Here is a 24,866-nt window from a genome sequence, read left to right as displayed (position 1 = left end):
CCCTTGTCGCTCGTATGGTAAATAAGGTTAGCCTTACCTTGCAATATCGGCCGACGGAGAGGGAACCCCAGCCATGCGGGTCGTCATGTTCGGACACCAGACCTGGGGGCACCGCACCCTGCGGGCGCTGCTGGAGTCGTCGCACGAGGTCGTGCTGGCGGTGACCCATCCGAAGAGCGACCACGCGTACGAGAAGATCTGGGACGACAGCGTCGCCGACCTGGCCGCCGAGCACGACGTGCCCGTCCTGCTGCGCAAAAGCCCGACCGACCCCGAGTTACTGCAGGCCGTGAAGGACGCCCGGCCCGACGTCATCGTGGCCAACAACTGGCGCACGTGGCTGCCGCCCGAGATCTACGACCTGCCCCCGCACGGCACCCTGAACGTGCACGACTCGCTGCTGCCGAAGTACGCCGGGTTCTCGCCCATCATCTGGGCCCTCATCAACGGCGAACCGGAGGTCGGCGTGACGGCCCACCGCATGACCGAGGAACTGGACGCGGGCGACGTCCTGCTCCAGCGCTCGGTTCCCGTGACCCCCACCTCGACGGCCACGGACCTGTTCTTCGCGACCGTCGACCTCATCGCCCCGATCGTGCACGAGGGCCTCGACCTCATCGAGTCGGGCCAGGCGGTCTGGACGCCCCAGGACCGGACCAAGGCGTCCTTCTTCCACAAGCGGGCGATCGAGGACAGCCGCATCGACTGGACGTGGCCGGCCGAGGACCTGGAGCGGCTGGTGCGCGCGCAGTCCGACCCCTATCCGAACGCCTTCACCTTCCACAAGGGCGAGCGCGTGCGCGTGCTGGAGGCGTCGGTCTCCGAGGGCAACTACGGCGGCACGCCGGGACGGGTGTTCATCCGCGAGGGCGACGGCATCGTCATCGTGTCGGGGGCGGACGCGCGCAGCGGCCGGCTCCCCGGTCTCGTCATCAGGAAGGTGCGGCTCGACGACGGGACCGAACTGGCGGCGACCGACTACTTCCGCACGATGGGCGGCTACCTCGGCTGACGCTGCGACGTGTGGTGGCGGCCCATCGGGATGACGAGCGGGGTCCCGCTCACCGGGTCGGTCGTCACCTGGCAGCGCAGGTCGAAGACCTCGGCCACGTTCTCCGCCGTGATGACGTCGGCCGGGTCGCCCTCCGCCACGATGCGCCCGCCCTTCATGGCGATCACGTGGTCGGCGTACCTGCACGCCTGGTTCAGGTCGTGCAGGACCATCACGATCGTGCGGCCCTCGTTGCGGTTCAGGTCGTGGATCAGGTCCAGCACGTCGATCTGGTGCGCGAGGTCGAGGTACGTCGTCGGCTCGTCGAGCAGCAGCACCGGCGTGCCCTGCGCCACCGCCATCGCGATCCAGGCGCGCTGGCGCTGGCCGCCCGACAACTCGTCGACGGCGCGGCCGGCCAGGTCGGTGATGCCGGTCGCCGCCAGGGCGCCGTGCACGGCCGACTCGTCGGCCTGCGACCACTGCCGCCACCACGTCTGGTGCGGCGACCGGCCGCGTGTCACCAGGTCGAGCACGGTCAGGCCCTCGGGCGCGGTCGGGCCCTGCGGCAGGATGCCGAGCCGCCGGGCCAGCTCCCGGGTCGGGATGGAGTGCAGGGCGCGTCCGTCGAGCTCCACCGCGCCCCTGCGGGGGGCGAGCAGGCGGGCCAGGGCGCGCAGGAGGGTCGACTTGCCGCAGGCGTTGGCGCCGACGATGGCGGTGATGCGGCCCGGGGGGACCTTCACGTCGAGGTCGTCGACGACGACCCGCTGGTCGTAGGCGAGCTGGAGGCCGCCGGCCTGGAGTTCGGGGGTCATCATGGGTTCTCAGCCTCCTGAGCCCGCGCGGTTGGCGCGGATGAGCAGCCAGAGCAGAATCGGGGCGCCGAGGACGCCGGTGACGATGCCGACGGGGAGTTCCATCGGGAAGAGCCGGGCGGCGGCGAGGTCGGAGCCGGTGACGAACAACGCGCCGGTCAGGCCCGCCGCCAGCGGGGGAGGCCAGGCGGTGCCGGCCAGCCGCTGGGCGATCTGGGGCGCGGCCAGGGCGACGAACGCGATGGGCCCTCCGGCGGCCGTGCCGAAGGCGACCAGGCCGACGCCGGTGACGAGCAGGGCGAGCCGGACGACCTGGACGCGGGTGCCGAGGCCGACGGCGACGTCGTCGCCGAGCTGGAGGGTGCGGGTCAGGCGGCCGAGCGCCAGGGCCGCCGGCACCAGCACCGCCATGGTGAGCGCCAGCGGCAGGGCCTGCGACCAGTCGCGGCCGTTGAGGTTGCCGGTCAGCCAGCCGAGGGCGGCGTGCGCTTGGAACTGCATGCCCCGGGCCACCAGGTAGTCGGTGGCCGAGGTGGCCATCCACTGGAGGCCGATGCCGACCAGGATGATGCGGTAGCCGGTGGTGCCGCGCCGCCAGGCCAGCACGTACACGAGGGCGGCCATGACGAACGTGCCGAGCAGGCCGAGCGCCTGGGTGCTGAGGGTGCTCGTCCAGCCGAAGACGATGCCGGCGACGACGGCAGTGCCGGCGCCCTGGGTGAAGCCGATCATGTCGGGGCTGGCGAGCGCGTTGCGGGTCATCGTCTGGAAGATCGCGCCGGACAGGCCGAACGCGAAGCCGACCAGGAGGCCGACGACGGCGCGCGGCAGCCGGAGCTCCTGCACGATGAGCAGCGTGCCGGGGTCGCCGACGCCGACGACGGCCCGCAGCGCCTCGGTGAAGGTGATGGGGAAGTCGCCCATCGACACCGCCCAGGCGACCACCAGGAACGTGGCGGCGGCCAGTGCGGCGCAGACGGTGATCAGGCGGGGGCGCAGGCGGCCGGACAGGGGCGGCAGGGCGATCCGGAAGTGCGCGCCCGGCTTGGGGGTGAGGGTCTTGGCCGCCACCTCACACCTCCGCCAGCTTGCGGCGGCGCACCAGCATGATGAAGAACGGGCCGCCGAGGAACGCGATCAGCACGCCCGCCTGCACCTCCGTGGGTTTGGCGATCAGGCGGCCGGTGATGTCGGCCATGAGCAGCAGCGCCGGGGCGACCAGCGCCGACAGCGGCAGCAGCCAGCGGTGGTCGGGGCCGAGGCCGGCCCACTGGGCGAGGGTGCGGGCGACGTGGGGCACGACCAGGCCGATGAAGACGACCGGGCCGATCGCGGCGACGGCGGCGCCGGTCAGCAGCATGATGGCGACCACTCCCTGCGTGCGGACCAGGGCCAGGTTGCGCCCCAGCGAGGTGGCCACGTCGTCGCCGAGCGCGAGGCTGTTGAGCGCGGGGGCCGAGGCGAACGCGAGCACCGCGCCGGCCACCACGAACGGGAGGATCTGGACCGCCACGTCGCCGTTCAGGCCGGCCAGCGACCCGGCCGACCAGAAGCGGTAGCGGTCGAGGGCCTCGACGTCCATGAGGACCATCGCGCTGGTCACCGAGCCGAGGAACGCGGTCACGGCGATGCCGGCCAGGGCGAGTTTCACGGGGGTCAGGCCCGAGCGGCCCATGCGGCCGAGCACGAACACGACCACGCTGGCCGCCGCCGCGCCGAGGAGGGCGAACCAGATGAAGCCGTACAGGGTGCCGACGCCGAAGGCCACGATCGAGACGACGATGCCGAACGACGCGCCCGCGCTGACGCCCAGCAGGCCGGGGTCGGCGAGCGGGTTGCGGGTGAGCGCCTGCATGAGGGTGCCGCCCAGGCCGATCGCGACGCCGGTGGTGAGGCCGATGGCGGTGCGGGGCGCGCGGACCGACCAGACGATGTTCTCGACGTTCGACGACACCGGGTCTCCGGTGAGGGCGGCGACGACCTGGCCGAGGGGGAGCGCGACGGCGCCCAGTGCCAGGGACAGCAGGCAGACGAGGACGAGCACGGCGACCAGCAGCGTCAGCAGCAACATCGGCCGGACCCCGGGGGGTGACTTACTGGGAGTAACTGAACCGATCGCCACGAATCCTCATCTTAGGTTAGGCAGCCCTTAACTCTAGCGCTCCGGCTTCGGTAGCCTTTCCGGAGAACTTAGGTAATGCTTACCTTAGTAGTGGTGTTTACGGTTTGGGAGGCTCGGTCTTTCGTGTCCGCTATCGATCAGTCGGCGGCTTTCTGGCGCCAGCGCCTGACCCCTCTTCCTCAGCGGCTCACTCTCCCGGTGGACACGGCGACCCCGCCCGGACCCCCGCGCGGCCGACGGGCCGTGCCGGCCGCCCCGGAGGCGACGCGGCTGGCCGCCGTCGCGGCCCTGTTGCACCGCTACGGCGGCGCGACCGACTTATTGATCGGGTACGACACCCTCCCGCTCCGCCTGGCGGTCACCGGGGCCACCCCCTTCTCCGAGCTTGTACGCAGCGTCACCGCCACCCTGGAGGAGGCCCGCGCCCACGGCCGCCCCGAGGAGCTCCCCGAGGTCGCCGTCGCGGTGGGGCCGTGGCCCGCCGACGTCGCCCTCACGGTGACCTTCGACGACGGCCACGTCGCCTTCGACGGCCCCGGCGACGCCGCCCACCTCGCCACCCTGCTGGCCGACGCGCTCGCCCGCCCCGGCACCCCCGTCGCCGACCTGGACCTGCTCCCCGCCGACGAGAGGACCCTGATCCTCGACGGCTGGAACCCGACCACGCACGCCGTGCCACTGCGCACGTGGCCGGCCATGTTCGCCGACCAGGTCGCCGCCCGCCCCGACGAGACCGCCCTGGTCTTCGAGGACCAGTCGCTCACCTACGCCGAGCTCGACGCGCGGGCCAACCGCATCGCGCACGCCCTCATCGCACGCGGCGCGGGACCGGAGAAGGTCGTCGCGCTCGCGGTGCCGAGGTCGCTCGACCTGATCGTGGCCGAGGTCGCGGTGCTCAAGGCGGGCGCCGCCTACCTGCCGGTCGACACCGACTATCCGCCCGACCGCGTCGCCTACATGCTCCAGGACGCCCGGCCCGTCTGCACGGTGACCACCACCGAGACCGCCGAACCGGGCAGCCTGGTGCTCGACGCCGCGGAGACCGTACGGGAACTGGAGAGCAGGCCGGCCACCGATCCGGTGACCGATCTCCGCGTGGACAACGCCGCCTACGTCATCTACACCTCCGGCTCCACCGGCCGCCCCAAGGGCGTGGTGTTGTCGCACGCCGGGGTCGCCAAACTGGTCGCCACCCAGGTCGAGCGGTTCGGGATCGGGCCGCACAGCCGCGTGCTGCAGTTCGCCTCGCCGTCGTTCGACGTCGCCTTCTGGGACCTGTGCCTCGGCCTGCTGTCGGGCGGGCGCCTGGTCGTGGTGCCGTCGGAACTCCGGGTGCCCGGACGGCCGCTGGCCGACTACGCGCACGCCCACGGCATCACCTTCATGATCCTGCCGCCCGCGCTGCTCGACGCGATGCCCGCCGACGTCGTGCTGCCCCCGGCGACACTGCTCGCGGGCACCGAACGCGTCTCGCCCGAGCTGGTCAACCGCTACGCGCGCGGCCGGATGATGTTCAACGCCTACGGCCCCACCGAGGCCACCACCAACTCCACGCTCGGCCTGTGCGACCCCGACATCGCGCCCGGCTCGATCGTGCCGATCGGCGTTCCCGACCCGGGCACCCGCGCCTACGTGCTCGACGACCGGCTGCGGCCGGTCCCGGCGGGCGTCCCGGGTGAGCTCTACCTGGCGGGCGAGGGCCTGGCGCGCGGCTACCTCGGCCGCCCGGCGCTCACCGCCGAGCGGTTCGTCGCCGACCCGTTCGGCGGGCCGGGAGAGCGCCTCTACCGCACCGGCGACCTGGTCAGATGGCGGTCGGACGGCCGCCTGGAGTTCCTCGGCCGGGTCGACTCCCAGGTCAAGATCCGCGGTTTCCGCATCGAACCCGGCGAGATCGAGTCGGTGCTGCGCGCCCACCCGGCCGTCGACCAGGCCGCCGTCGTGGTGCGCGAGGACCGGCCGGGCGACCGCAGGCTGGCCGCCTACGTCGTGCCCTCGCTCGCCGAGGGGGCGCGGGTCGAGGAGTGGAAGGACCTGCACGAGCTGCTCTACTCCGCCTCGGCCGGTGACGGCTTCGCCGGGTGGAACAGCATGTACGACGGCCTCCCGATCCCCCTCGCGGAGATGCGCGAGTGGCGCGAGGCCACCGTCGCGCGCATCGAGGACCTGAAGCCCAGGAAGGTCCTGGAGCTCGGCGTGGGCAGCGGCCTGATCCTCGACCGGATCGCGCCGTCGGCCGAGGCCTACTGGGCCACGGACCTCTCGGAGGAGGCCGTCCGGGCGCTCGGCGACCGGCTCGACCCCGCGCTGGCCGCCAAGGTGCGCCTGCGGGCCCAGCCCGCCGACGACGTCACCGGCCTGCCCAAGGGCCACTTCGACGTCGTCGTGCTGAACTCGGTCGCGCAGTACTTCCCCGACGCCGCCTACCTGGAGCGGGTCATCCGGAAGGCGGCGACGCTGCTGGCCCCCGGCGGGGCGGTCTTCGTCGGCGACGTGCGCAACCTCCGGCTCCTCCGCACGCTGCGGGCCGCCGTGGAGACCCGCCGCCACCCCGACGACAAGCAGGCGATCCGGGCGGCGACCGACCGCTCGGTGGCATGGGAGGGCGAGCTCCTCCTCGACCCCGACTTCTTCGCCACCCTCGGCGGCTTCACCGCCGACGTCCAGGTCAAGCGGGGCCGTTTCCACAATGAGCTCACCCGCTACCGCTACGACGTCGTGCTGCGCCCCGGCGGGCCGGCGCCCGCCGGGGAGCGGGCCGTCCGGTGGACGGGCCCCGGCCTCACCCTCACCGACGGCCTGCGCGTGACCGGCATCCCCAACGCCCGCCTGACCGCCGACCTCACCGCCCTGTACGCCGTCGACGACACCAGCCGCCCGGCGGCGGCCGAGGGCGTCGACCCCGAGGACCTGCACGCCCTCGCCGCCGAGCAGGGTTTCCGGGCCACGGTCACCTGGGACGCCCAGGCCGACGACGGCTCGCTGGAGGCCGTCTTCACCCGGCCGGGCGCCACCGCCGTCCCCATCTACCGGCCCTCCGGCGGTTTCCCGCTGGCCAACCGGCCCGCCCCCTTCCGGGACGTGTCGGCGCTCATGCGCGTCCTGCGGGCGCACGCCGCCGAATGGCTGCCCGACTACATGGTCCCGGCCGCCTTCACCCCGCTCGACCGGCTGCCCGTCACCGCCAGCGGCAAGATCGACGCCGCCGCCCTGCCCGCCCCCGACTACGCCGCCCTCAGCTCCGGCCGCGCCCCGCGCGACCCGCGCGAGGAGCTGCTCTGCGGGTTGTTCGCCGAGGCGCTCGGGGTCTCCGGCGTGACGATCGACGACGACTTCTTCGCCCTCGGCGGCGACAGCATCACCGCCATCCGCGTGCTCGCGGGCGCGCGCGCCGCCGGGCTGCGGCTGACCTCCCGCGACGTCTTCCGGCACCGGAGTGTCGCCGGGCTGGCGGGCGTCGTGGCCGACGTCCGGGCGCAGGCCGCCGGCGTCCTGGACGTGCCCGGGGGCGCCGACGTCGCCGGGCTCGACGTCGAGGAGCTGCTGCCGCTCAGCCCCCTCCAGGAGGGCTTCTACTTCCACTCGCTGGCCGACGACCACGACGCCTACGTGGTGCAGCAGGTCGTCGAGCTCGACGGCGGGGTCGACCCCGAACGGCTGCGCCGGGCGGCGGAGCTGCTGGTCGCCCGGCACGCGCCGCTGCGGGCCTGTTTCCGGCCCGGCGCCGACGGCCGTCCCGTGCAGGTGATCCGGCGCGCGGTGGCGCTGCCGTGGCGGGAGGCCGACCACGACGTCACCGCCGAGGAGCGGGCCCGGCCGTTCGACCTGGCGGGCGCGCCGCTGCTGCGCTGCGCGCTGATCGGCGGCCGGAGGCTGGTCCTCACGTTCCACCACATCGTCGCCGACGGGTGGTCGCTGCCGGTGCTCCACCGTGAGCTGCTGGCGCTCTACGCGGGTGCGGCGCTGCCGGAGGTCACCCCGTACCGCGAGTTCCTGCGTGGCCTGGCCGGGCGCGACGGCGAGGGCGCGCGGGCGGCCTGGGCGCAGGCCCTGGCCGGGTTCGACGAGCCGACCCGCATGGTCGCCGCGCCACCGGTCCCGGTGGTCCCGGCGCACGTGCGGGTCGAGCTCGCCGAGGACGTCACCGAACGGCTCACCGCGCGGGCCCGCCGGCTCGGCGTGACGCTGAGCACGGTCGTGCAGGGGGCCTGGGGGCTCCTCGTCGGCCGCACGACCGGGCGCGAGGACGTCGTCTTCGGCACCACCGTCTCCGGCCGCGACGCCGAGGTGGCCGGGATCGAGGACATGGTCGGCCTGTTCATCAACACGCTGCCGACCCGGTTCCGGTGGAGCCCGTCGGCGACGCTGGCCGACCTGCTCACCACGCTGCAGGGCGAGCAGGCCGCGCTGCTCGACCACCAGCACCTCGGGCTGGCCGCCGTCCAGCGGGCCGCCGGGCGCGCGGGGGGCGGAGAGTTGTTCGACACCCTGGTCGTGTTCGAGAACTATCCGTCCAGCAGCGGCCTCGCGGCGGGCGGGCTGCGCATCGCGGGCGCGGAGTTCCACGACACCGTGCACTATCCGCTCGCGCTCATCGTCAAGCCGGGCCGCCGCCTCGACCTGCGGCTGAAGTTCCACGAGGGCCGGGTGCCGCGCGCCGAGGCCGAGGGGATCGCCGACCGGCTGGCCCGCCTGCTCACCGCCGTCGCCACCGACCCCGGCCAGCGTGTCGCCCGCGTCGACCTGGCCGAGGACCTCGGCCCGCAGCAGGGCGAGACCGTGCCGATCGAACCGGCGACCCTGACCGACCGCATCACGGCACAGGTGGCCCGGACCCCGCACGCGCTCGCGGTCGTGTACGAGGACACGCGGCTCACCTACGCCGAACTCGACGCCCGCGCGGCCGAACTCGCGAGCCGGCTGCACGCCGGGCGCGGCGACGTCGTGGCGGTGGCGGTGCCGCGCTCGGAGCAGCTCATGATCGCCCTGCTGGCGGTGCTGAAGTCGGGCGCGGCCTACCTGCCGATCGACACCGGCTACCCGGCCGACCGGATCGCCCACATGCTGGCCGACAGCGGCGCGACGACGGTGATCCGGGGCCGGGAGCTGCGCGTCGAGACCACGCGCGGCGGCGGCGACCGCCCGGACCCGGCCGGGGCGCGGCCCGGCGACCCCGCGTACCTGATCTACACCTCCGGCTCGACCGGCCGTCCCAAGGGCGCGCTCGTCTCCCACGAGGCCATCGTCAACCGGCTGGAGTGGATGCAGGGCGCCTACCCGCTCCAGGCCGACGACAGGATCCTCCAGAAGACCCCGGCCAGCTTCGACGTGTCGGTCTGGGAGTTCTTCTGGGCGCTCTGCGAGGGCGCGGCGGTGGTGTTCGCCCGGCCCGACGGTCACCACGACCCCGCCTACCTCGCCGGGCTCATCGCGGCCGAGGGCGTCACCACGATGCACTTCGTGCCGTCGATGCTGGAGGCGTTCCTCGCCGCCCCGGAGATCACCGCCGACCCGTCGTGGGCGGGCTCGCTGCGGCGGGTCTTCTCCTCGGGCGAGGCCCTCCCCGGCCAGGCCGCCCGCCGCTGGACCGAGCTGACCGGCGTCCCGCTGCACAACCTCTACGGCCCGACCGAGGCGGCCGTGGACGTCACCTTCCACCCGTACACGACCGGCCAGGACGACCTCACGGTGCCCATCGGGAAGCCGGTCTGGAACACCGGCCTGCGGGTGCTCGACACGTGCCTGCGGCCGGTGCCCGACGGCGTGCCCGGCGAGCTCTACCTGACCGGCGTCCAGCTCGCCCTCGGCTACCACGGGCGGCCCGGCCTGACCGCCGAGCGGTTCGTCGCCGACCCGTTCGGGCTGCCCGGCGAGCGCATGTACCGCACCGGCGACCTCGTCTCGCGCCGCCCCGACGGCACGGTCGACTACCTCGGCCGCACCGACCGCCAGGTGAAGCTCCGGGGCAACCGCATCGAGCTCGGCGAGGTCGAGGCCGCGCTCGCCGCCGTCGACGGCGTCACCCGCGCGGCGGTCACCGTCCGGGCGAACACCCTGGTCGCCTACGTCGTCGGCGACGTCACCGAGGACGACGTCCGCCGGGCCGTCGCCGAACGGCTCCCGGCCGCCATGACGCCCGGGGCGTACGTGATCCTGGACGCCCTCCCGCTGACCCCGAGCGGGAAGCTCGACCGCGACGCCCTGCCCGAGCCCACGGCGCGGCGGGCGGCGGCCCGCGCGGCGGGCGACCCGCGCGAGGAGCTGCTGACCGCGATCTTCGCCGAGGTGCTGAAGCTCGGCGAGGTCGGCGCCGACGACGACTTCTTCCTGCTCGGCGGCGACAGCATCAGTTCGATCGGCGTCTCCAGCCGGGCCCGCGCGGCCGGGCTGGCCGTCAGCCCGCGCGACGTCTTCGTGCACCGCACCCCGGCCGCCCTCGCCGCGACCGCCGAGGCGGTGACCGGCACGACGGCGGCCCGGCGGGAGTTCCGCCTCACCGAGGAGGAGCGCGCGAAACTGGGCGACCTGGAGGTCTGGCCGCTCGCGCCGCTCCAGGAGGGCCTGTTCTTCCACTCCAACTTCGACGCGGGCGAGCTCGACGTCTACACCGTCCACGAGACCTTCGACCTCGACCGCCGGCTCGACCCCGAGCGGCTGCGCGCCGCGATCGGGGCGCTGCTGGCCGCCACCCCGGGCCTGCGGGCCGGGTTCACCAGCGACGGCCTGCGCCAGCCGGTCCAGTTCATCGCGACCGACTACGAGATCCCGCTGGAGGTGCACGACGACCCCGAGGACCTCGACGCCCTCATGCGGGCCGAGCGCCTCAAGCGGTTCGACCTCGACCGGCCGATCCTGTTCCGCGTCCTGCTGATCCGGCTGCCCGACCGCGACCGCCTCGTCATCGGCCGCCACCTGCTCCTGTGGGACGGCTGGTCGGCGTGGTTGTTCCTCGACCGGCTCTTCTCCCTGTACGAGAACCCCGCCGCGCCTCTGGGCACGAGCGGCTACCGCGACTACCTGACCTGGCTCGACGCCCAGGACACCGCCGTCGCGACCGCCGCCTGGCGCGCCGCGCTCAAGGGCCTCGACGAGCCGACCCTGCTCGCCCCCGGCGACCACGACCCGGTCATCCCCGAGCAGCTCGACCGCGACCTGCCCGGCACGCTCCGCGACGTCGCCCGGAGCCACGGCCTCACCCTCAACACCCTGTTCACCACGGCCTGGGGCCTCACCCTGGCGAGCGTGACCGGCCGCAGCGACGTCGTGTTCGGCACCACGGTCGCCGGCCGCCCGGCCGAGGTCCCCGACGTCGAGAACGTCATCGGCCTGTTCCTGAACACCGTCCCGGCCCGCATCGCCTTCGACCCCGCCGAGCCGGTCGGCGCGCTGCTCCGCCGGGTGCAGGACGAACGCCTCGCGCTGATGCCGCACGAGTGGCTCGGCCTCGGCGTCGTCCAGGCCGAGACGGGCCACCGCAGGCTGTTCGACACGCTGTTCGTCATGCGCGACGGCGACACCCGCGAACGCCTCGCCGACCTGCGCGAGCGCCACGGCGCGACCGCGGTCGCCAACGTCGACGCCACCCACTACCCGGTCAACCTGATCGTCACCCCCGGCGACCCGACCAGGGTCACCCTGGCCTACCGCCCCGACCTGGTCTCCGAGCGGTACGCCGCCGACCTCCTCGACCGGTTCGCCCTCGTCGTGACGCGGCTGGCCGCCGACGTCACCGCCCCCACGGGCCGCCTCGACGCCTCGCTGCCGTCCGAGGCCGTCGACCCCGGCGCGAACCGCGTCGACGACCCGGCCGACACCATCGCCGACCTGCTGGCCCGGCAGGCCGGACGCACCCCCGACGCCACCGCGCTGGTCTTCGGCGACGTCACCGTCACCTACGCCGAGCTCGACGCGAAGATCAACCGCATCGCCCGCCTGCTGATCGCCCACGGCGCCGAGCCCGAGGCCGTCGTGGCCCTGGGCCTGCCCCGGTCGATCGACATGGTCGCCGCGCTGTTCGCCGTGCTCCGGACCGGCGCCGCCTACCTGCCGCTGGAGCTCGACCACCCCGACGACCGCCTGGCCGCCATGCTCGACGACGCCCGGCCGGTCGTCCTGGTCACCACGCCGGAGGTCTCGGCCCGCATCGCGACCACCACGCCGAGGGTCCACCTCGACCGGCTGGAGGACTTCGCGGCCGACCCGGTCACCGTCTCCTTCAGCCTCGACCACCCCGCCTACGTCATCTACACCTCCGGGTCGACCGGCCGCCCGAAGGGCGTCGTCACGCCCTACCGGGGCCTGACGAACATGCAGCTCAACCACCAGAGCGAGATCTTCGACCCGGCCGTCGCCTCGGCCGGCGGGCGGCGGCTGCGCATCGCGCACACCGTGTCGTTCGCGTTCGACATGTCGTGGGAGGAGCTCCTCTGGCTCGTCGAGGGCCACGAGGTGCACGTCTGCGACGAGGAGCTGCGCCGCGACGCCCTCGCGCTGGTCGCCTACTGCGAGGCCAACCGCATCGACGTCGTCAACGTCACCCCGACCTACGCCCACGTGCTGATCGAGGAGGGCCTGCTGGAGGGGCACCGGCCGCCGCTGGTGCTGCTCGGCGGCGAGGCGGTCTCCGACCACGTGTGGTCGGTGCTGCGCGACACCGAGGGCACCTACGGCTACAACCTCTACGGGCCGACCGAGTACACGATCAACACGCTCGGCGGCGGCACCCACGACAGCGACACCCCGACCGTGGGCACGCCGATCCGGGGCACCCGCGCGCACATCCTCGACGGCTGGTTGCGGCCGGTGCCCGAGGGCGTCGCGGGCGAGCTCTACATCTCCGGCATCGGCCTGGCCCGCGGCTACCTGCGCCGTCCCGGCCTGACCGCCGAACGTTTCGTCGCCGACCCGTTCGGGCTGCCCGGCGAGCGCATGTACCGGACCGGCGACCTGGTGCGGCGGCGTCCCGACGGCAACATCGACTTCCTCGGCCGCACCGACGACCAGGTGAAGATCCGCGGCTACCGCATCGAGCCGGGCGAGGTCGAGAGCGCGCTCACCCGCCTGCCGCAGGTGGCCCAGGCCGCCGTGGTCGTCCGCGACGACCGCTTGGTGGCCTATCTCGTGCCCGTCCCGGGAGACCGCCGCGAAACCGAGAGCGCCCAGATCGGGGAGTGGCAGGAGATCTACTCCGACGAGTACGAGGAGATCGGCACCGCCGTCTGGACGGAGGACTTCGCCGGCTGGGACAGCTCCTACGACGGCACGCCGATCCCGCTGGAGCACATGCGCGAATGGCGCGAGGCCACGGTCGACCGGATCAGGTCGCTGAACCCGCGCAACGTCCTGGAGATCGGCGTCGGCTCCGGCCTGCTGCTGTCGAAGCTGGCCCCCGAGGCCGACAGCTACTGGGCGACCGACTTCGCCGCCCCCGTCATCCGCAAGATCGGCGAGGACCTCAAGAGGGACCCCGCGCTCGCCGCGAAGGTCACGCTGCGGCACCAGGCGGCGAACGTCACCGACGGCCTGCCGCGCGACTTCTTCGACACGATCGTCATCAACTCCGTCATCCAGTACTTCCCGAGCCTCGACCACCTGACCGAGGTCGTCGAGGGCGCGATGGCGCTGCTGCGGCCGGGCGGCGCGCTGTTCGTCGGCGACGTCCGCAACCTCCGGCTGAACCGGCACTTCCACGAGGCGATCCAGGCCGTGAAGGGCGGCGACGTCGACCGCGGCCTCGCCCTGGAGAAGGAGCTCCTCGTCGACCCCGACTACTTCACGGGTCTCGGCCACCCCGTCGACCTGCGCACCAAGCGCGGCCATCACCACAACGAGCTCACCAGGTACCGCTACGACGTGGTGCTCCACAAGACGGACGCCGAAATCTCGGTACAAAACGTTCCGGCCGTCGCCTGGCCCGACTTCACCGGGTTCGACGGGAGCCCCGTCCGCGTCACCGGCATCCCCGACGGCCGGATCGTCGAAGGCGGCGTCGAGCCGGAGTTCCTGCACACCTTCGGCCCGGCCGTCACCACCTGGTCGCCGGAACCGGGCTGCTTCGAGGCCGTGTTCCTGCCCCAGGTGCCGCGTGCCCTCGACGGCGTCTACCGCCCGACCGGGGGAGTGCCCCTCGCCAACGACCCCGGCGACGCCCGCCGGTCGAGCGCGCTGGTCGCGGCGGTGCGGGAGGACGTCAAGCGCGAGCTGCCCGACTACATGGTGCCGGGCGCGTTCGTGGTGCTGCCGAGGTTGCCGATGAACGACAACGGCAAACTCGACGTCACCGCCCTCCCGTCACCCGAGCCGGTCGCGAGCGGCGGCGGCCGCGCGCCGCGCACGCCCGTCGAGGAGACCCTCTGCCGCATCTTCGCCGAGGTGCTCGGCCTGGAGGCGGTCACCGCAGAGGACACCTTCTTCGAGCTCGGCGGCCACTCGCTGCTGGCCACCCGGGTGGTCAGCCGGGCCCGCGCCGACCTCGGCGCCGAACTCGCCATCAGGGACCTGTTCGAGGCCCCGACCCCGGCGCTGCTGGCCGAACGCGTCGCCGGCGGCGCGCCGGCCCGTCCGGCGCTGACGGCCGGGCCGCGACCGGAGCGGGTGCCCGCCTCGGCCGCGCAGCGGCGCCTGTGGCTGGCCGAACGCCTCTCGGGCGGCGACGCCTACCACTTCCCGCTGGTCGTGAAGGTGCGCGGCGCGTTCGACCCGGCCGCCTTCGAGCAGGCCGTGAACGACGTGGTCCGGCGGCACGAGGTGCTCCGGACGCTCATCGAGGAGGTCGACGGCGAGCCCTACCAGGTCGTCACCGACCAGACGGTCTCGGTGGGCTCCGTCGACGACCGCAGCCCGTTCGACCTGACCCGCGAGCCGCCCATCAGGGTCTCCGTCCGGGAGACCGCGCCCGGCGAGCACCTCGTGGCGATGATCCTGCACCACATCGCCACCGACGAGTGGTCCGACCGGCCGTTCCTGCGCGACCTGGAGACCGCCTACCGGGCACGATCGCTCGGTAGGGCCCCCGGCTGGGAGCCGCTCGCGGTCCAGTACGCCGACTACACCCTCTGGCAGGACCGCCTGCTGGCCCGCGACGGCGAGCGCCAGCTCGCCTTCTGGCGTGACCGGCTCGACGGCCTGCCCGACGAGATCGCCCTGCCGCACGACGGCCCGCGGGTCCCCGGCGGTCCTTCGGGCCTGATCCGCCTGGACGTCCCGAACGCCGACGCGGTCAGGGAGCTCGCCGCCGCCACCGGGACCAGCGTGTTCATGGTCCTGCAGGCGGCGGTCGCCGCCCTGCTGCACCGGCTGGGCGCGGGCGACGACATCCCGATCGGGGCGCCGATCGCGGGCCGTACCGACGAGGGGCTCGACGACCTCGTCGGGTTCTTCGTGAACACCCTCGTCCTGCGGGCCGACCTGTCCGGCGACCCGACGTTCGGGGAGCTGCTCGACCGGGTGAAGGAGGCCGACCTGGCCGCCTTCGACCACCAGGACCTGCCGTTCGAGCGGCTCGTCGAGGACCTCAACCCGCCGCGGGTGCCCGGCCGCAACCCGCTGTTCCAGGTCATGATGGGCTACCACTACCGGCCCGGCGGCGACCCCGACGTGCTCGGCCTGGAGACCGAGTGGATCGACAGCCCGATCGAGACGGCCCGGTTCGACCTCGACTTCACCTTCGTCGACGGCCCCCGCATGACCCTGCTGCTGGAGTACGCCGAGGGCCGGTTCACCGAGCGGACCGCCGCCGACATCGCGGCCCGCGCGCTGAGACTCCTCGACGGGCTGCGGCCCGGCACCCGGGTCAGCGAGCTGCCCGTCCTGCTCGACGGCGACACCGCCGTCCGGAGCGAGCCCCGGCCGTTCCCGTTCCGGTCGATCCCGTCGATCGTCGAGGAGCTGGCCGTGACCAGGCCCTCCCACCCCGCTCTGGTCACCGCCGACCGCGCCTACACCTTCGCCGAGCTGGCCGAGCGGGTGCGGGCGGTGGCGGCGCACGTCGCCGCCAAGGGCGCGGGACCCGAGAAGGTGGTGGGCCTGGCGGTCTCCCGGGCCGAGATGGTGCCGGCGATCCTGGGGGTGCTGGCCTCCGGGGCCGCGTACCTGCCGATCGACCGCGGTCATCCGGCCGACCGGCTGGCGTACATGATCGCCGACACCAAGCCCGTCTGCGTGCTGACCTCCCTCGACGGGCTGACCGGTGACGCCGAGGTCGCCGACGTCGAGCCGGACGGCGCGGCCTACGTTATCTACACCTCCGGGTCGACCGGCACGCCCAAGGGCGTCGTCGGCACCCACCGGGGCATCGCCAACCTGTTCGCCGCGCACGCCGCCGACCTCATCACCGCCGAACCGGTCAGGGCGCTGCACGCCGCGTCGTTCAGCTTCGACGGCTCGTGGGAGCCGCTGCTCTGGCTGCTGGCCGGGCACACGCTCCACGTCGCCGACGAGCAGACCATGACCGACCCGGCCGCGCTGCTCGCCCTGATCGAGCGCGAGCGGCTCGACTACGTCGACCTCACCCCGACCTACCTGCGGGAACTCATGCACCACGGGTTCCTCGACGGCTACGTGCCCAAGGTGCTCTCGGTCGGCGGCGAGGCCACCCCGCCCGCGTTGTGGGAGCGGCTCAAGAGTCTGCCCGGGGTCGTCGTGCACGACCTCTACGGCCCGACCGAGTGCGCGGTCGACGCCTACGGCTGGCACGACGGCTGGGCCGCCCCGGTCGCCAACATCCGCGTGTACGTCCTGGACGCCCGCCTGCGCCCCCAGCCCGCCAACGTGCCCGGCGAGCTCTACCTGGCCGGACCGGGCCTGGCGCGCGGCTACCTCAACCGGCCCGGCCTCACCGCCGAGCGCTTCACCGCCGACCCCTTCGCGGCCGGGGAGCGCATGTACCGTACCGGCGACCTGGCCCGGTTCCGCCCCGACGGCACGCTCGAGTTCCTCGGCCGCGCCGACGACCAGGTGAAGCTGCGCGGCTTCCGGATCGAGCCCGGCGAGATCGAGGCCGTGCTGCGCGCCCACCCCGCCGTCAGCCAGGCGGCGGTGATCGTGCGCGAGGACACGCTCGTCGCCTACGTCGTCTCGGCCGCGACCGAGGACGAGCTGCGCGCCCACGTCGCGGCGCAGGTGCCCGACCACATGGTCCCGGCCGCGTTCGTGCCGATGGACACGCTGCCGAGGTCGGTCGCCGGGAAGCTCGACCGCCGCGCGCTCCCCGCCCCCGAGCGGCGGGCCGCCGCGTCGCGCCGCCCCCGGGACGCCCGCGAGGAGGTGCTGTGCGCGGTCTTCGCCGACGTGCTCGGCGCCGAGATCGGCCCCGACGACGACTTCTTCGCCTTCGGCGGCCACTCGCTGCTCGGCATGCGCCTGGTCAGCCGGATCAGGGCCGCGCTGGGCGCCGAGGTCTCGCTCCGGGCGGTCTTCGACGCGCCCACCCCGGCCCGGCTGGCCCTGCGGCTGGGCGACGCGGTCCGGCCGGGTCCCGTCCCGGTCGAGCGGCCGGAGTTCCTCCCGCTCTCCTACGCCCAGCGCCGCATGTGGCTGCTCGACCGGATCGACGACACGAGCGCCTACGAGATCACCATGGCCTGGCGCCTGGAGGGCGCCCTGGACGTCGCGGCGCTGCGGCACGCCCTGAACGACGTCGCGGAACGGCACGAGGCGCTGCGCACCGTCTTCCCCGACCGCGACGGCGAGCCCTACCAGCTCGTCCTCCAGGACGTCACCGTCCCGCTGGTCGAGGGCCCCGTCACGCCGGGGTTCGCGCTCGACCGCGAGATCCCCGTCCGGGCGCACCTCGACGGCGACGTGCTGACGCTGGTCGTCCACCACATCGCCACCGACGAGTGGTCGGACGCCCCGCTCCGGCGCGACCTCGCCACCGCCTACAACGCCCGCCGGCGCGGCGAGGCCCCGGACTGGACGCCGCTGCGGGTCCAGTACGCCGACTACACCCTCTGGGCTCCCGAAGGGGAGACCGGCTACTGGGAGGAGACGCTGCGGGACCTGCCCGACGAGCTGGCCCTCCCGGCCGACCGGCCGCGCCCGGCCGAGAGCTCGTTCCGGGGCGGCCTGGCGGGCTTCACCCTCGACGCCGGCCTGCTCGGCGGCCTCCGCGAGGTCGCGCGGGCGCACGGCGTCAGCATGTTCATGCTGACCCAGGCCGCCGTCGCCGCCCTGCTCAACCGGCTCGGCGCGGGGGAGGACATCCCTCTCGGCACCCCGATCTCCGGCCGCGCCGACGAGAGCCTCGAAGACCTCGTCGGGTTCTTCGTCAACACGCTGGTGCTGCGCACCGACCTGAGCGGCGACCCGACCTTCGCCGAGCTGCTCGGCCGGGTCAGGGCGACCGCGCTGGCCGCCTACGAGCACCAGGACGTGCCGTTCGAACGGCTCGTCGAGGTGCTCGACCCGCCGCGCTCGCTGGCCCGGCATCCGCTGTTCCAGGTGATGGTCGTCTACCTGACCGGCCAGGCGGCCCCGCCCGCGTTCGACGGCCTCACCGTCACCGAGGTCGAGACCGGCCAGGACACCGCGAAGTTCGACCTGAGCGTCGACTTCGTCGAGCGCGACGGCGGCATCGAGGGGTGGATCGAGTACAGCGCCGACCTGTTCGACCAGGAGACCGCCGACCTGCTCGCCGCCCGGCTCGTGCGGCTGCTGCGCCAGGTGGCCGCCGACCCCGCGACGCGGGTACGCGACCTCGACGTCCACATCGAGGAGCCCCCGGCCTTCACGACCGTCGCGGTCCCGGCGGCCACCCTGCCCGAGTTGTTCCGCGAGCAGGTGCGCCGCACCCCCGACGCGCTCGCGCTCGTCTTCGGGGACACCCGGCTCACCTACGCCGAGTTCGACGCCCGCGTCGAGGAGACGGCCCGGGTGCTGGCCGGTCTCGGCGCGGGCCCGGAGACGACCGTCGCCGTGTCGCTGCCCCGCTCGATCGAGCTGGTCACGGCCCTGTACGCCGTCCAGCGCGCCGGAGCCGCCTACCTGCCCCTCGACCCCGACCTGCCCGAGGAGCGCCGGGCGTACATGCTGGCCGAGGCCAAGCCGGTCCTCGTCGTCGACGGCCCGCTTCCGGCCGGCCCGCACGGCGACCTGCCCACGGCCTACCCGGGCAAGAGCCCGGCCTATGTGATCTACACCTCCGGCTCGACGGGCCGCCCGAAGGGTGTCGTCGTCCCGCACGAGGGCATCGCCAACCGCCTCCAGTGGATGCAGGCCGAATACGCGCTGACCGCCGACGACCGGGTGCTCCAGAAGACCCCCGCCAGCTTCGACGTGTCGGTGTGGGAGTTCTTCTGGCCGCTGATCACCGGCGCGGCGCTCGTCGTGGCCCGGCCCGACGGCCACCGCGACCCCGCCTACCTGGCCGCGCTCATCGAACGGGAGGGCGTGACGACGGTGCACTTCGTGCCGTCGATGCTGCGCGCCTTCCTCGACGTCGAGGTGCGCGGCCTGAAGCGGGTGCTCTGCTCCGGTGAGGCGCTGCCGCCGGACCTGGCCGCCGCGTTCCACCGGAAGGTCGACGCCGAGCTGCACAACCTCTACGGCCCCACCGAGGCGTCGGTCGACGTCACCGCCGTCGCGGTGCCCGGCGACGAGGTCACCATCGGCCGCCCGATCTGGAACACCCGCACCTACGTGCTCGACCGGTGGTTGCGGCCGGTCCCGCCCGGCGTCGCCGGGGAGCTCTACCTCGCGGGCGTGCAGCTCGCACGCGGCTACCTCGACCGGCCCGGCCTGACCGCCGAGCGGTTCGTCGCCGACCCGTTCGCGGCGGGGGAGCGCATGTACCGTACCGGCGACCTGGCCCGCTGGAACCGCGACGGCACCCTCTCCTACCTGGGCCGCACCGACCACCAGGTGAAGATCCGGGGTTTCCGGATCGAGCTCGGCGAGATCGAGGCCGCCATCGGCGGCGTCAACGTCGTGGTGGCCCGCGACGACCGGCTCGTCGCCTACGTGGCCGGCGAGCCGCGCGACCTCGACCTGGCCCGGACGCTGCCCGAGTACATGGTGCCAGCCGCCGTCGTCTGGCTCGACGCGCTGCCGCTGACCACCAGCGGCAAGCTCGACCGCGACGCCCTGCCCGCGCCCGGTTTCACAGCGGGCGAGGCGCTCCCGGCGACGCCGCGCGAGGAGACGCTCGCCGGGGTGTTCGCCGACGTGCTCGGCCTCGACAGGGTCGGCGCGGAAGACGACTTCTTCGCCCTCGGCGGCGACAGCATCGTGGCGATGCGCCTGGTCAGCCGGGCCAGGGCGGCGGGTCTCCAGCTGACCCCGCGCGACGTCTTCCGGTTCCGTTCGGTACGCGGCCTCGCGGCCGTCTCGGCGGAGGCGTCCGCCGACGAACGGTCGGTCGCCTTCTTCACCCCGGAGGAGCGCGCCGAGTCCGCCGACCCGATCCTCCCGGTCACCCCCCTCCAGGCCGGGCTGCTCTTCCACGCCTCCCACGACGAGGAGGACGTCTACACCGTCCAGGTCGTCTACGAGATCACCGGAGAGGTCGACCCCGGCCGGCTGCGCGCGGCGGGCCAGGCCCTCCTCGACCGCCACGAGAACCTGCGCGCCGGGTTCCGCCACCTGTCGTCGGGCCGCCCGGTGGCGGTGATCCCGCCGCGGGTCGAGCTGCCCTGGCGGGAGATCCCCGCGGACGACCTCGACGCCGAACTGGCCGTGGAACGGAGCGGGTTCCGGCTCGACGCCCCGCCGCTGCTGCGCCTGATGCTGGCCGGGAACCGCCTCGTGCTCTCCCACCAGCACGTCCTGCTCGACGGCTGGTCGCTCCCGGCCCTGATGGCCGAGTTCACCGCCCTCTACGAGGGCCGCGCCCTGCCGGCGGCCCGCCCGTTCCGGGACCACCTGGAGTGGCTGGCCAGGCAGGACGCCGACGCCGCCGCGCGGGCCTGGGCCGAGGCGCTCGACGGCGCCGAACCCACCCTGCTCGGCCAGGGCGCCCACCACCCGGCGCTCCCGCGGCTCCACGAGGTGCGGCTGACCCGGCCCGAGACCGAGCGCCTCACCGCCTACGCCCGGTCGAACGGCCTGACACTCAACACGGTCGCCCAGGGCGCGTGGGGCCTGCTGCTGGCCCGCCTGACCGGCCGCGACGACGTCGTCTTCGGCGCCACGGTCTCGGGCCGCGACATGGCGGACGCCGATTCGATGGTCGGCCTGTTCATCACGACCGTCCCCGTGCGGGCCACCCCGCGCGAGGGGGAGCGGATGACGGCGTACCTGACGAGACTCCAGGACCGGCAGGCGTCGCTGATCGAGCACCAGCACCTCGGCCTGGCCGGCATCCAGAAGGCCGCCGGGACGGGCGAGCTGTTCGACACCCTGATGGTCTTCGAGTCCTACCCCGACGCGGGCGGCCACGACCGGTTCACCCCGATCGCCCACCACGACGCCACGCACTACCCGCTGACCTGGGCGGTCGAGCCCGGCGACGAACTGGTGCTGACGGCCGAGTTCCACGGCGACCGGGCCGGGGCCGAACGCGTCGCGGACGCCCTGGCGGAGATCCTGAGGCGGGTCGCCGACGACCCGGTCGTGGGCTCCCTCGACGGCCTGGTCCCGGGCGAGCGCGCGTGGCTGCTCGACCAGGGCACCGGCGTGGTTCTGGAAACGGGCGGCACCGTCCCCGAACTGTTCGCCGCCCAGGCGGCGGCCACCCCCGCCGAGGTGGCGCTGGTCGCGGGCGGCCGGTCGTGGACGTTCGCCGAACTGGCCTCGTCGGTCGACGCTGTCGCCAGGGCCCTGGTCAGCCGGGGAGCGGGCCCGGAGAAGACCGTCGCGCTGGCGCTGCCGCGCACGGCCGACCACGTCATCGCCATCCTGGCGGTGCTGCGGTCGGGGGCGGCCTACCTGCCGATCGACCCGGCGCTGCCGGAGGCCCGCGTCGCCGGCATGCTCGCCGACGCGGAACCGGTGCTGGTCCTGCACACCCTGGACGGCCTCGACGGTTCCGGTGACCTCCCGGAGGCCTACGACCCGAGACACCCGGCGTACGTGATCTACACCTCCGGCTCGACCGGCCGCCCGAAGGGCGTCGTGGTCACCCACGCCTCGCTGGCGAACCTGTTCCACAGTCACCGCGCCGACCTCTACGACCGCGTGAAGGCCACCACCGGCCGCCGCCACCTCCGCGTCGGGCACGCCTGGTCGTTCTCGTTCGACGCGTCGTGGCAGCCGCAACTGTGGCTGGTCGACGGCCACACCCTGTACGTCGCCGACGACGAGACGCGGCGCGACCCGGTCCTGCTGGAGCGGTTCGTCCGCGCCCACGCGATCGACTTCATCGAGGTCACCCCGTCGTTCCTGGCCCAGATGCCGGGCCTGCTCGACGACGGCCCGCTGGCGCTCGTCGGCGTCGGCGGCGAGGCGGTCACCGACACGTTGTGGTCGCGGATGCGGCACGGCGTCAACCTCTACGGCCCGACGGAGGCCACGGTCGACGCGCTCGTGGCCCACACGGGCGACAGCGCGACGCCGCTGGTCGGCCGCCCCGTGGCCAACACCAGGGCCTACGTCCTGGACGCGGGCCTGCGCCCGGTCGCCCCCGGCGTCACCGGCGAGCTCTACCTGGCGGGCGCGGGCCTGGCCCGCGGCTACCTCAACCGGCCGGGCCTGACCGCCGAACGGTTCGTGGCCGACCCGTTCGCGGCGGGGGAGCGCATGTACCGTACCGGCGATCTGGCCCGCTGGACCGCCGACGGACGGCTCGACTACCAGGGCCGCGCCGACGACCAGGTCAAGGTCCGGGGTCACCGGGTGGAACCCGGCGAGATCGAGGCGGTGCTGAGCCGCTGGGCGGCGCAGGTGACGGTGCAGGTCGTCGACGGCCGGCTGGTCGCCTACGTCGCCGGCGCGGTGGAGGGCCTGCGCGACCTGGCCGCCCGGGAGCTGCCCGGCTACATGGTCCCGAGCGCCTTCGTCGCCCTCGACCGGCTGCCGGTGCTGCCCAACGGCAAGCTCGACCGGGCCGCGCTCCCGGCCCCGTCGTTCGCGCCCTCGCAGAGCCGTCCCGCGTCGGGGGAGGCCGAGCGGGCGCTGCTGGCGGTGTTCGCCGAGGTGCTGGACGTGCCCGGCATCGGCGTCGAGGACGACTTCTTCGCCTTCGGCGGCGACAGCCTGGTCGCCATGCGCGTCCTCGCCCGCGCCCGCGCCGCGGGCTGGACGGTCACCACCCGCCAGATCTTCGAGTCCCGCACGGTCGAGGCCCTCGCCAAGGCGGCCCGCCGGGAGACCGTCCCGCTGACCCCGATCATGCGCCGCCTGGTCCGGCGTCCCCACATGGAGTCGTTCTGCCAGTCGGCCGTGCTCCGCGTCCCGGCCGGCCTGACACCTGAGCGGTTCGCGGAACTCCTGGGGAAGGTGGCCGCCCACCATCCGATGCTCCGCTCCCGGCTCGCCGACGACGGCCTCCACATCGGCGAGTTCACGGTCGGCGACCTCGACCCGCGCGCCGGCCGGATGGTCGACGTCGACTGGCTCGGCGACCGCGTCCGGTTGTCGATCCACCACCTGGCGGTCGACGCCGTCTCGTGGGGCGTCATCCTCGACGACCTGGCGGCGGCCTGGCGCGGCGAAGAGCTGCCCCCCGTCCCCGTGCAGTTCCACCAGTGGGCCGCAGCGGGCGACGACCTGCCGGAGACCGGCGTGCACGGCCTCGTCCGCGACGCGGTCACCTCGGTGACCAAGGTCCCCGCCTTCGACGTGACCGACACGTTCCTGGTCGCGACGCTGCGCGAGGCCTTCGGCCGCGACGCCACGATCGAGGTCGAGGGCCACGGCCGCGACGGCGACCGCGACCTGTCGCGTACGGTCGGCTGGTTCACGAAGATCACCGTGCACGGCGACGGCGAACCGGAGGTCCTGCTGAACTACCTGGGCCGCCTTACCCCGGAGGAGGGCGACTGGACCGTGGACCCCTCCGCCGAGGAGACCCCCGACCATCCCGACGCCCCCCTGACCCACCCGTACACCATCGACGCCGTCGCCGTGGACGGCGTCTTCACCGCGACCTGGACGCGCGCCCCCGGGGCGCCCGACCTGGCCGACAAGTGGCGCGACGCGCTAGAGAAGGGAACCCCCGCATGAGCACCAACCCGTTCGAGAACCCCGACGGCGTGTACACCGTCCTGGTGAACGAGGAGGGCCAGCACAGCCTGTGGCCCGAGTTCGCCGACGTGCCCGCGGGCTGGACGGTGACCTTCGGCCCGGCCGCCCGGCAGGCCTGCCTCGACCACATCGAGGCGACGTGGACGGACATGCGCCCCACGAGCCTGCGTTCCTGATCCGGTGCCTGGAGACTGCCGGCCGGCCACAGGGCTGGCCGGCTGGCTCATGTCACGAAAGCACGGTTGCCGGTCAGTCTGGCTACCTTGATCACAACCCCCGGCGGGAGGTGACGGCCGCGACCGACGCCACTGCCGCTGGTGGTTCGAAACCGGGTCGAACTACCGCTGCGGGTCGGGGCCGCCGTGGTTGCGGCGACGGCCGGCGACTACGCCGAGGTGGTGGCCGCGCTGGCACGGTGCCGTGCGGCGGGGCTGCACCAGTGCCGACGAAACCGACTGGGTGGACGCCGCCTGCGGCGAGACCGCCCCGCTCGGGGCGGGCCTCGCAGGGTCTGGTCGCCTCGATCAGCACCCTGTCCCAGGCCGACCTCATCACCGACAGCCTTCGGCTCTACTGGGTGAGCCACCCCGTCGCGCTGCCGGCCACGGTTCTCGACGGCATCGGCGAGGCGGCAACGCCGGTGCTGGCCGGCTCTGGTGGCCCAGCTCTATGTCGAGGCCCAATTGGTTGATCATGGTCCTCTGCGTGGTCTCGATCGTCCTGCGGAGGAGCTTGAACGCTTCGACGATCTCCTTCGGGTGCGTTTCACCGGCTGATAATGGATCATGAAACCCGGCCTGTTCCGCCGCTGTCCGGC

Annotated in this window: 6 protein-coding genes; 3 read left to right on the top strand and 3 right to left on the bottom strand. The window is 73.8% G+C overall.

The genetic code is table 11. From position 1 onward, the window contains the following. The first annotated feature begins 73 nt into the window (after positions 1–73). The gene (locus GT755_RS02435; protein WP_161478034.1) at positions 74–1,012 is read left to right on the top strand and encodes a methionyl-tRNA formyltransferase; all 939 of its coding nucleotides are present in this window, start codon (positions 74–76) and stop codon (positions 1,010–1,012) included. Here the strand turns inward: GT755_RS02435 and GT755_RS02430 are convergent. The 3 genes from GT755_RS02430 to GT755_RS02420 are packed head-to-tail and all read right to left on the bottom strand — an operon-like array spanning position 1,000 to position 3,880. After that, positions 1,000–1,812 carry an ABC transporter ATP-binding protein gene (locus tag GT755_RS02430; protein ID WP_161478033.1) on the bottom strand — a complete coding sequence of 271 codons (813 nt, stop codon included), beginning with the start codon at positions 1,810–1,812 and terminating at the stop codon, positions 1,000–1,002. The genes GT755_RS02435 and GT755_RS02430 overlap by 13 nt on opposite strands. A 6-nt stretch (positions 1,813–1,818) precedes the next feature. After that, positions 1,819–2,880 carry a FecCD family ABC transporter permease gene (locus tag GT755_RS02425; RefSeq protein ID WP_161478032.1) on the bottom strand — a complete coding sequence of 354 codons (1,062 nt, stop codon included), beginning with the start codon at positions 2,878–2,880 and terminating at the stop codon, positions 1,819–1,821. A gap of 1 nt (position 2,881) precedes the next feature. Then, positions 2,882–3,880, bottom strand: coding sequence for a FecCD family ABC transporter permease (locus GT755_RS02420; RefSeq protein WP_202609535.1), 999 nt, complete (start codon positions 3,878–3,880; stop codon positions 2,882–2,884). Positions 3,881–4,006: 126 nt separating this feature from the next. Here GT755_RS02420 and GT755_RS02415 point away from each other — a divergent pair, with 126 nt between their 5' ends. Beyond that, positions 4,007–24,028, top strand: a complete 20,022-nt coding sequence (locus GT755_RS02415; RefSeq protein ID WP_202609534.1) for a non-ribosomal peptide synthetase — start codon at positions 4,007–4,009, stop codon at positions 24,026–24,028. Continuing rightward, the gene (locus tag GT755_RS02410) at positions 24,025–24,225 is read left to right on the top strand and encodes an MbtH family protein (RefSeq protein WP_161478030.1); all 201 of its coding nucleotides are present in this window, start codon (positions 24,025–24,027) and stop codon (positions 24,223–24,225) included. Before GT755_RS02415 ends, GT755_RS02410 begins: the two co-directional genes overlap by 4 nt. Positions 24,226–24,866: the final 641 nt, after the last annotated feature.

The organism is Herbidospora solisilvae (assembly GCF_009901565.1).
Taxonomy (GTDB): domain Bacteria; phylum Actinomycetota; class Actinomycetes; order Streptosporangiales; family Streptosporangiaceae; genus Herbidospora; species Herbidospora solisilvae.
Note: the sequence above shows the minus strand (reverse complement) of the source record. Positions and strands in the feature narration are given on the sequence as shown.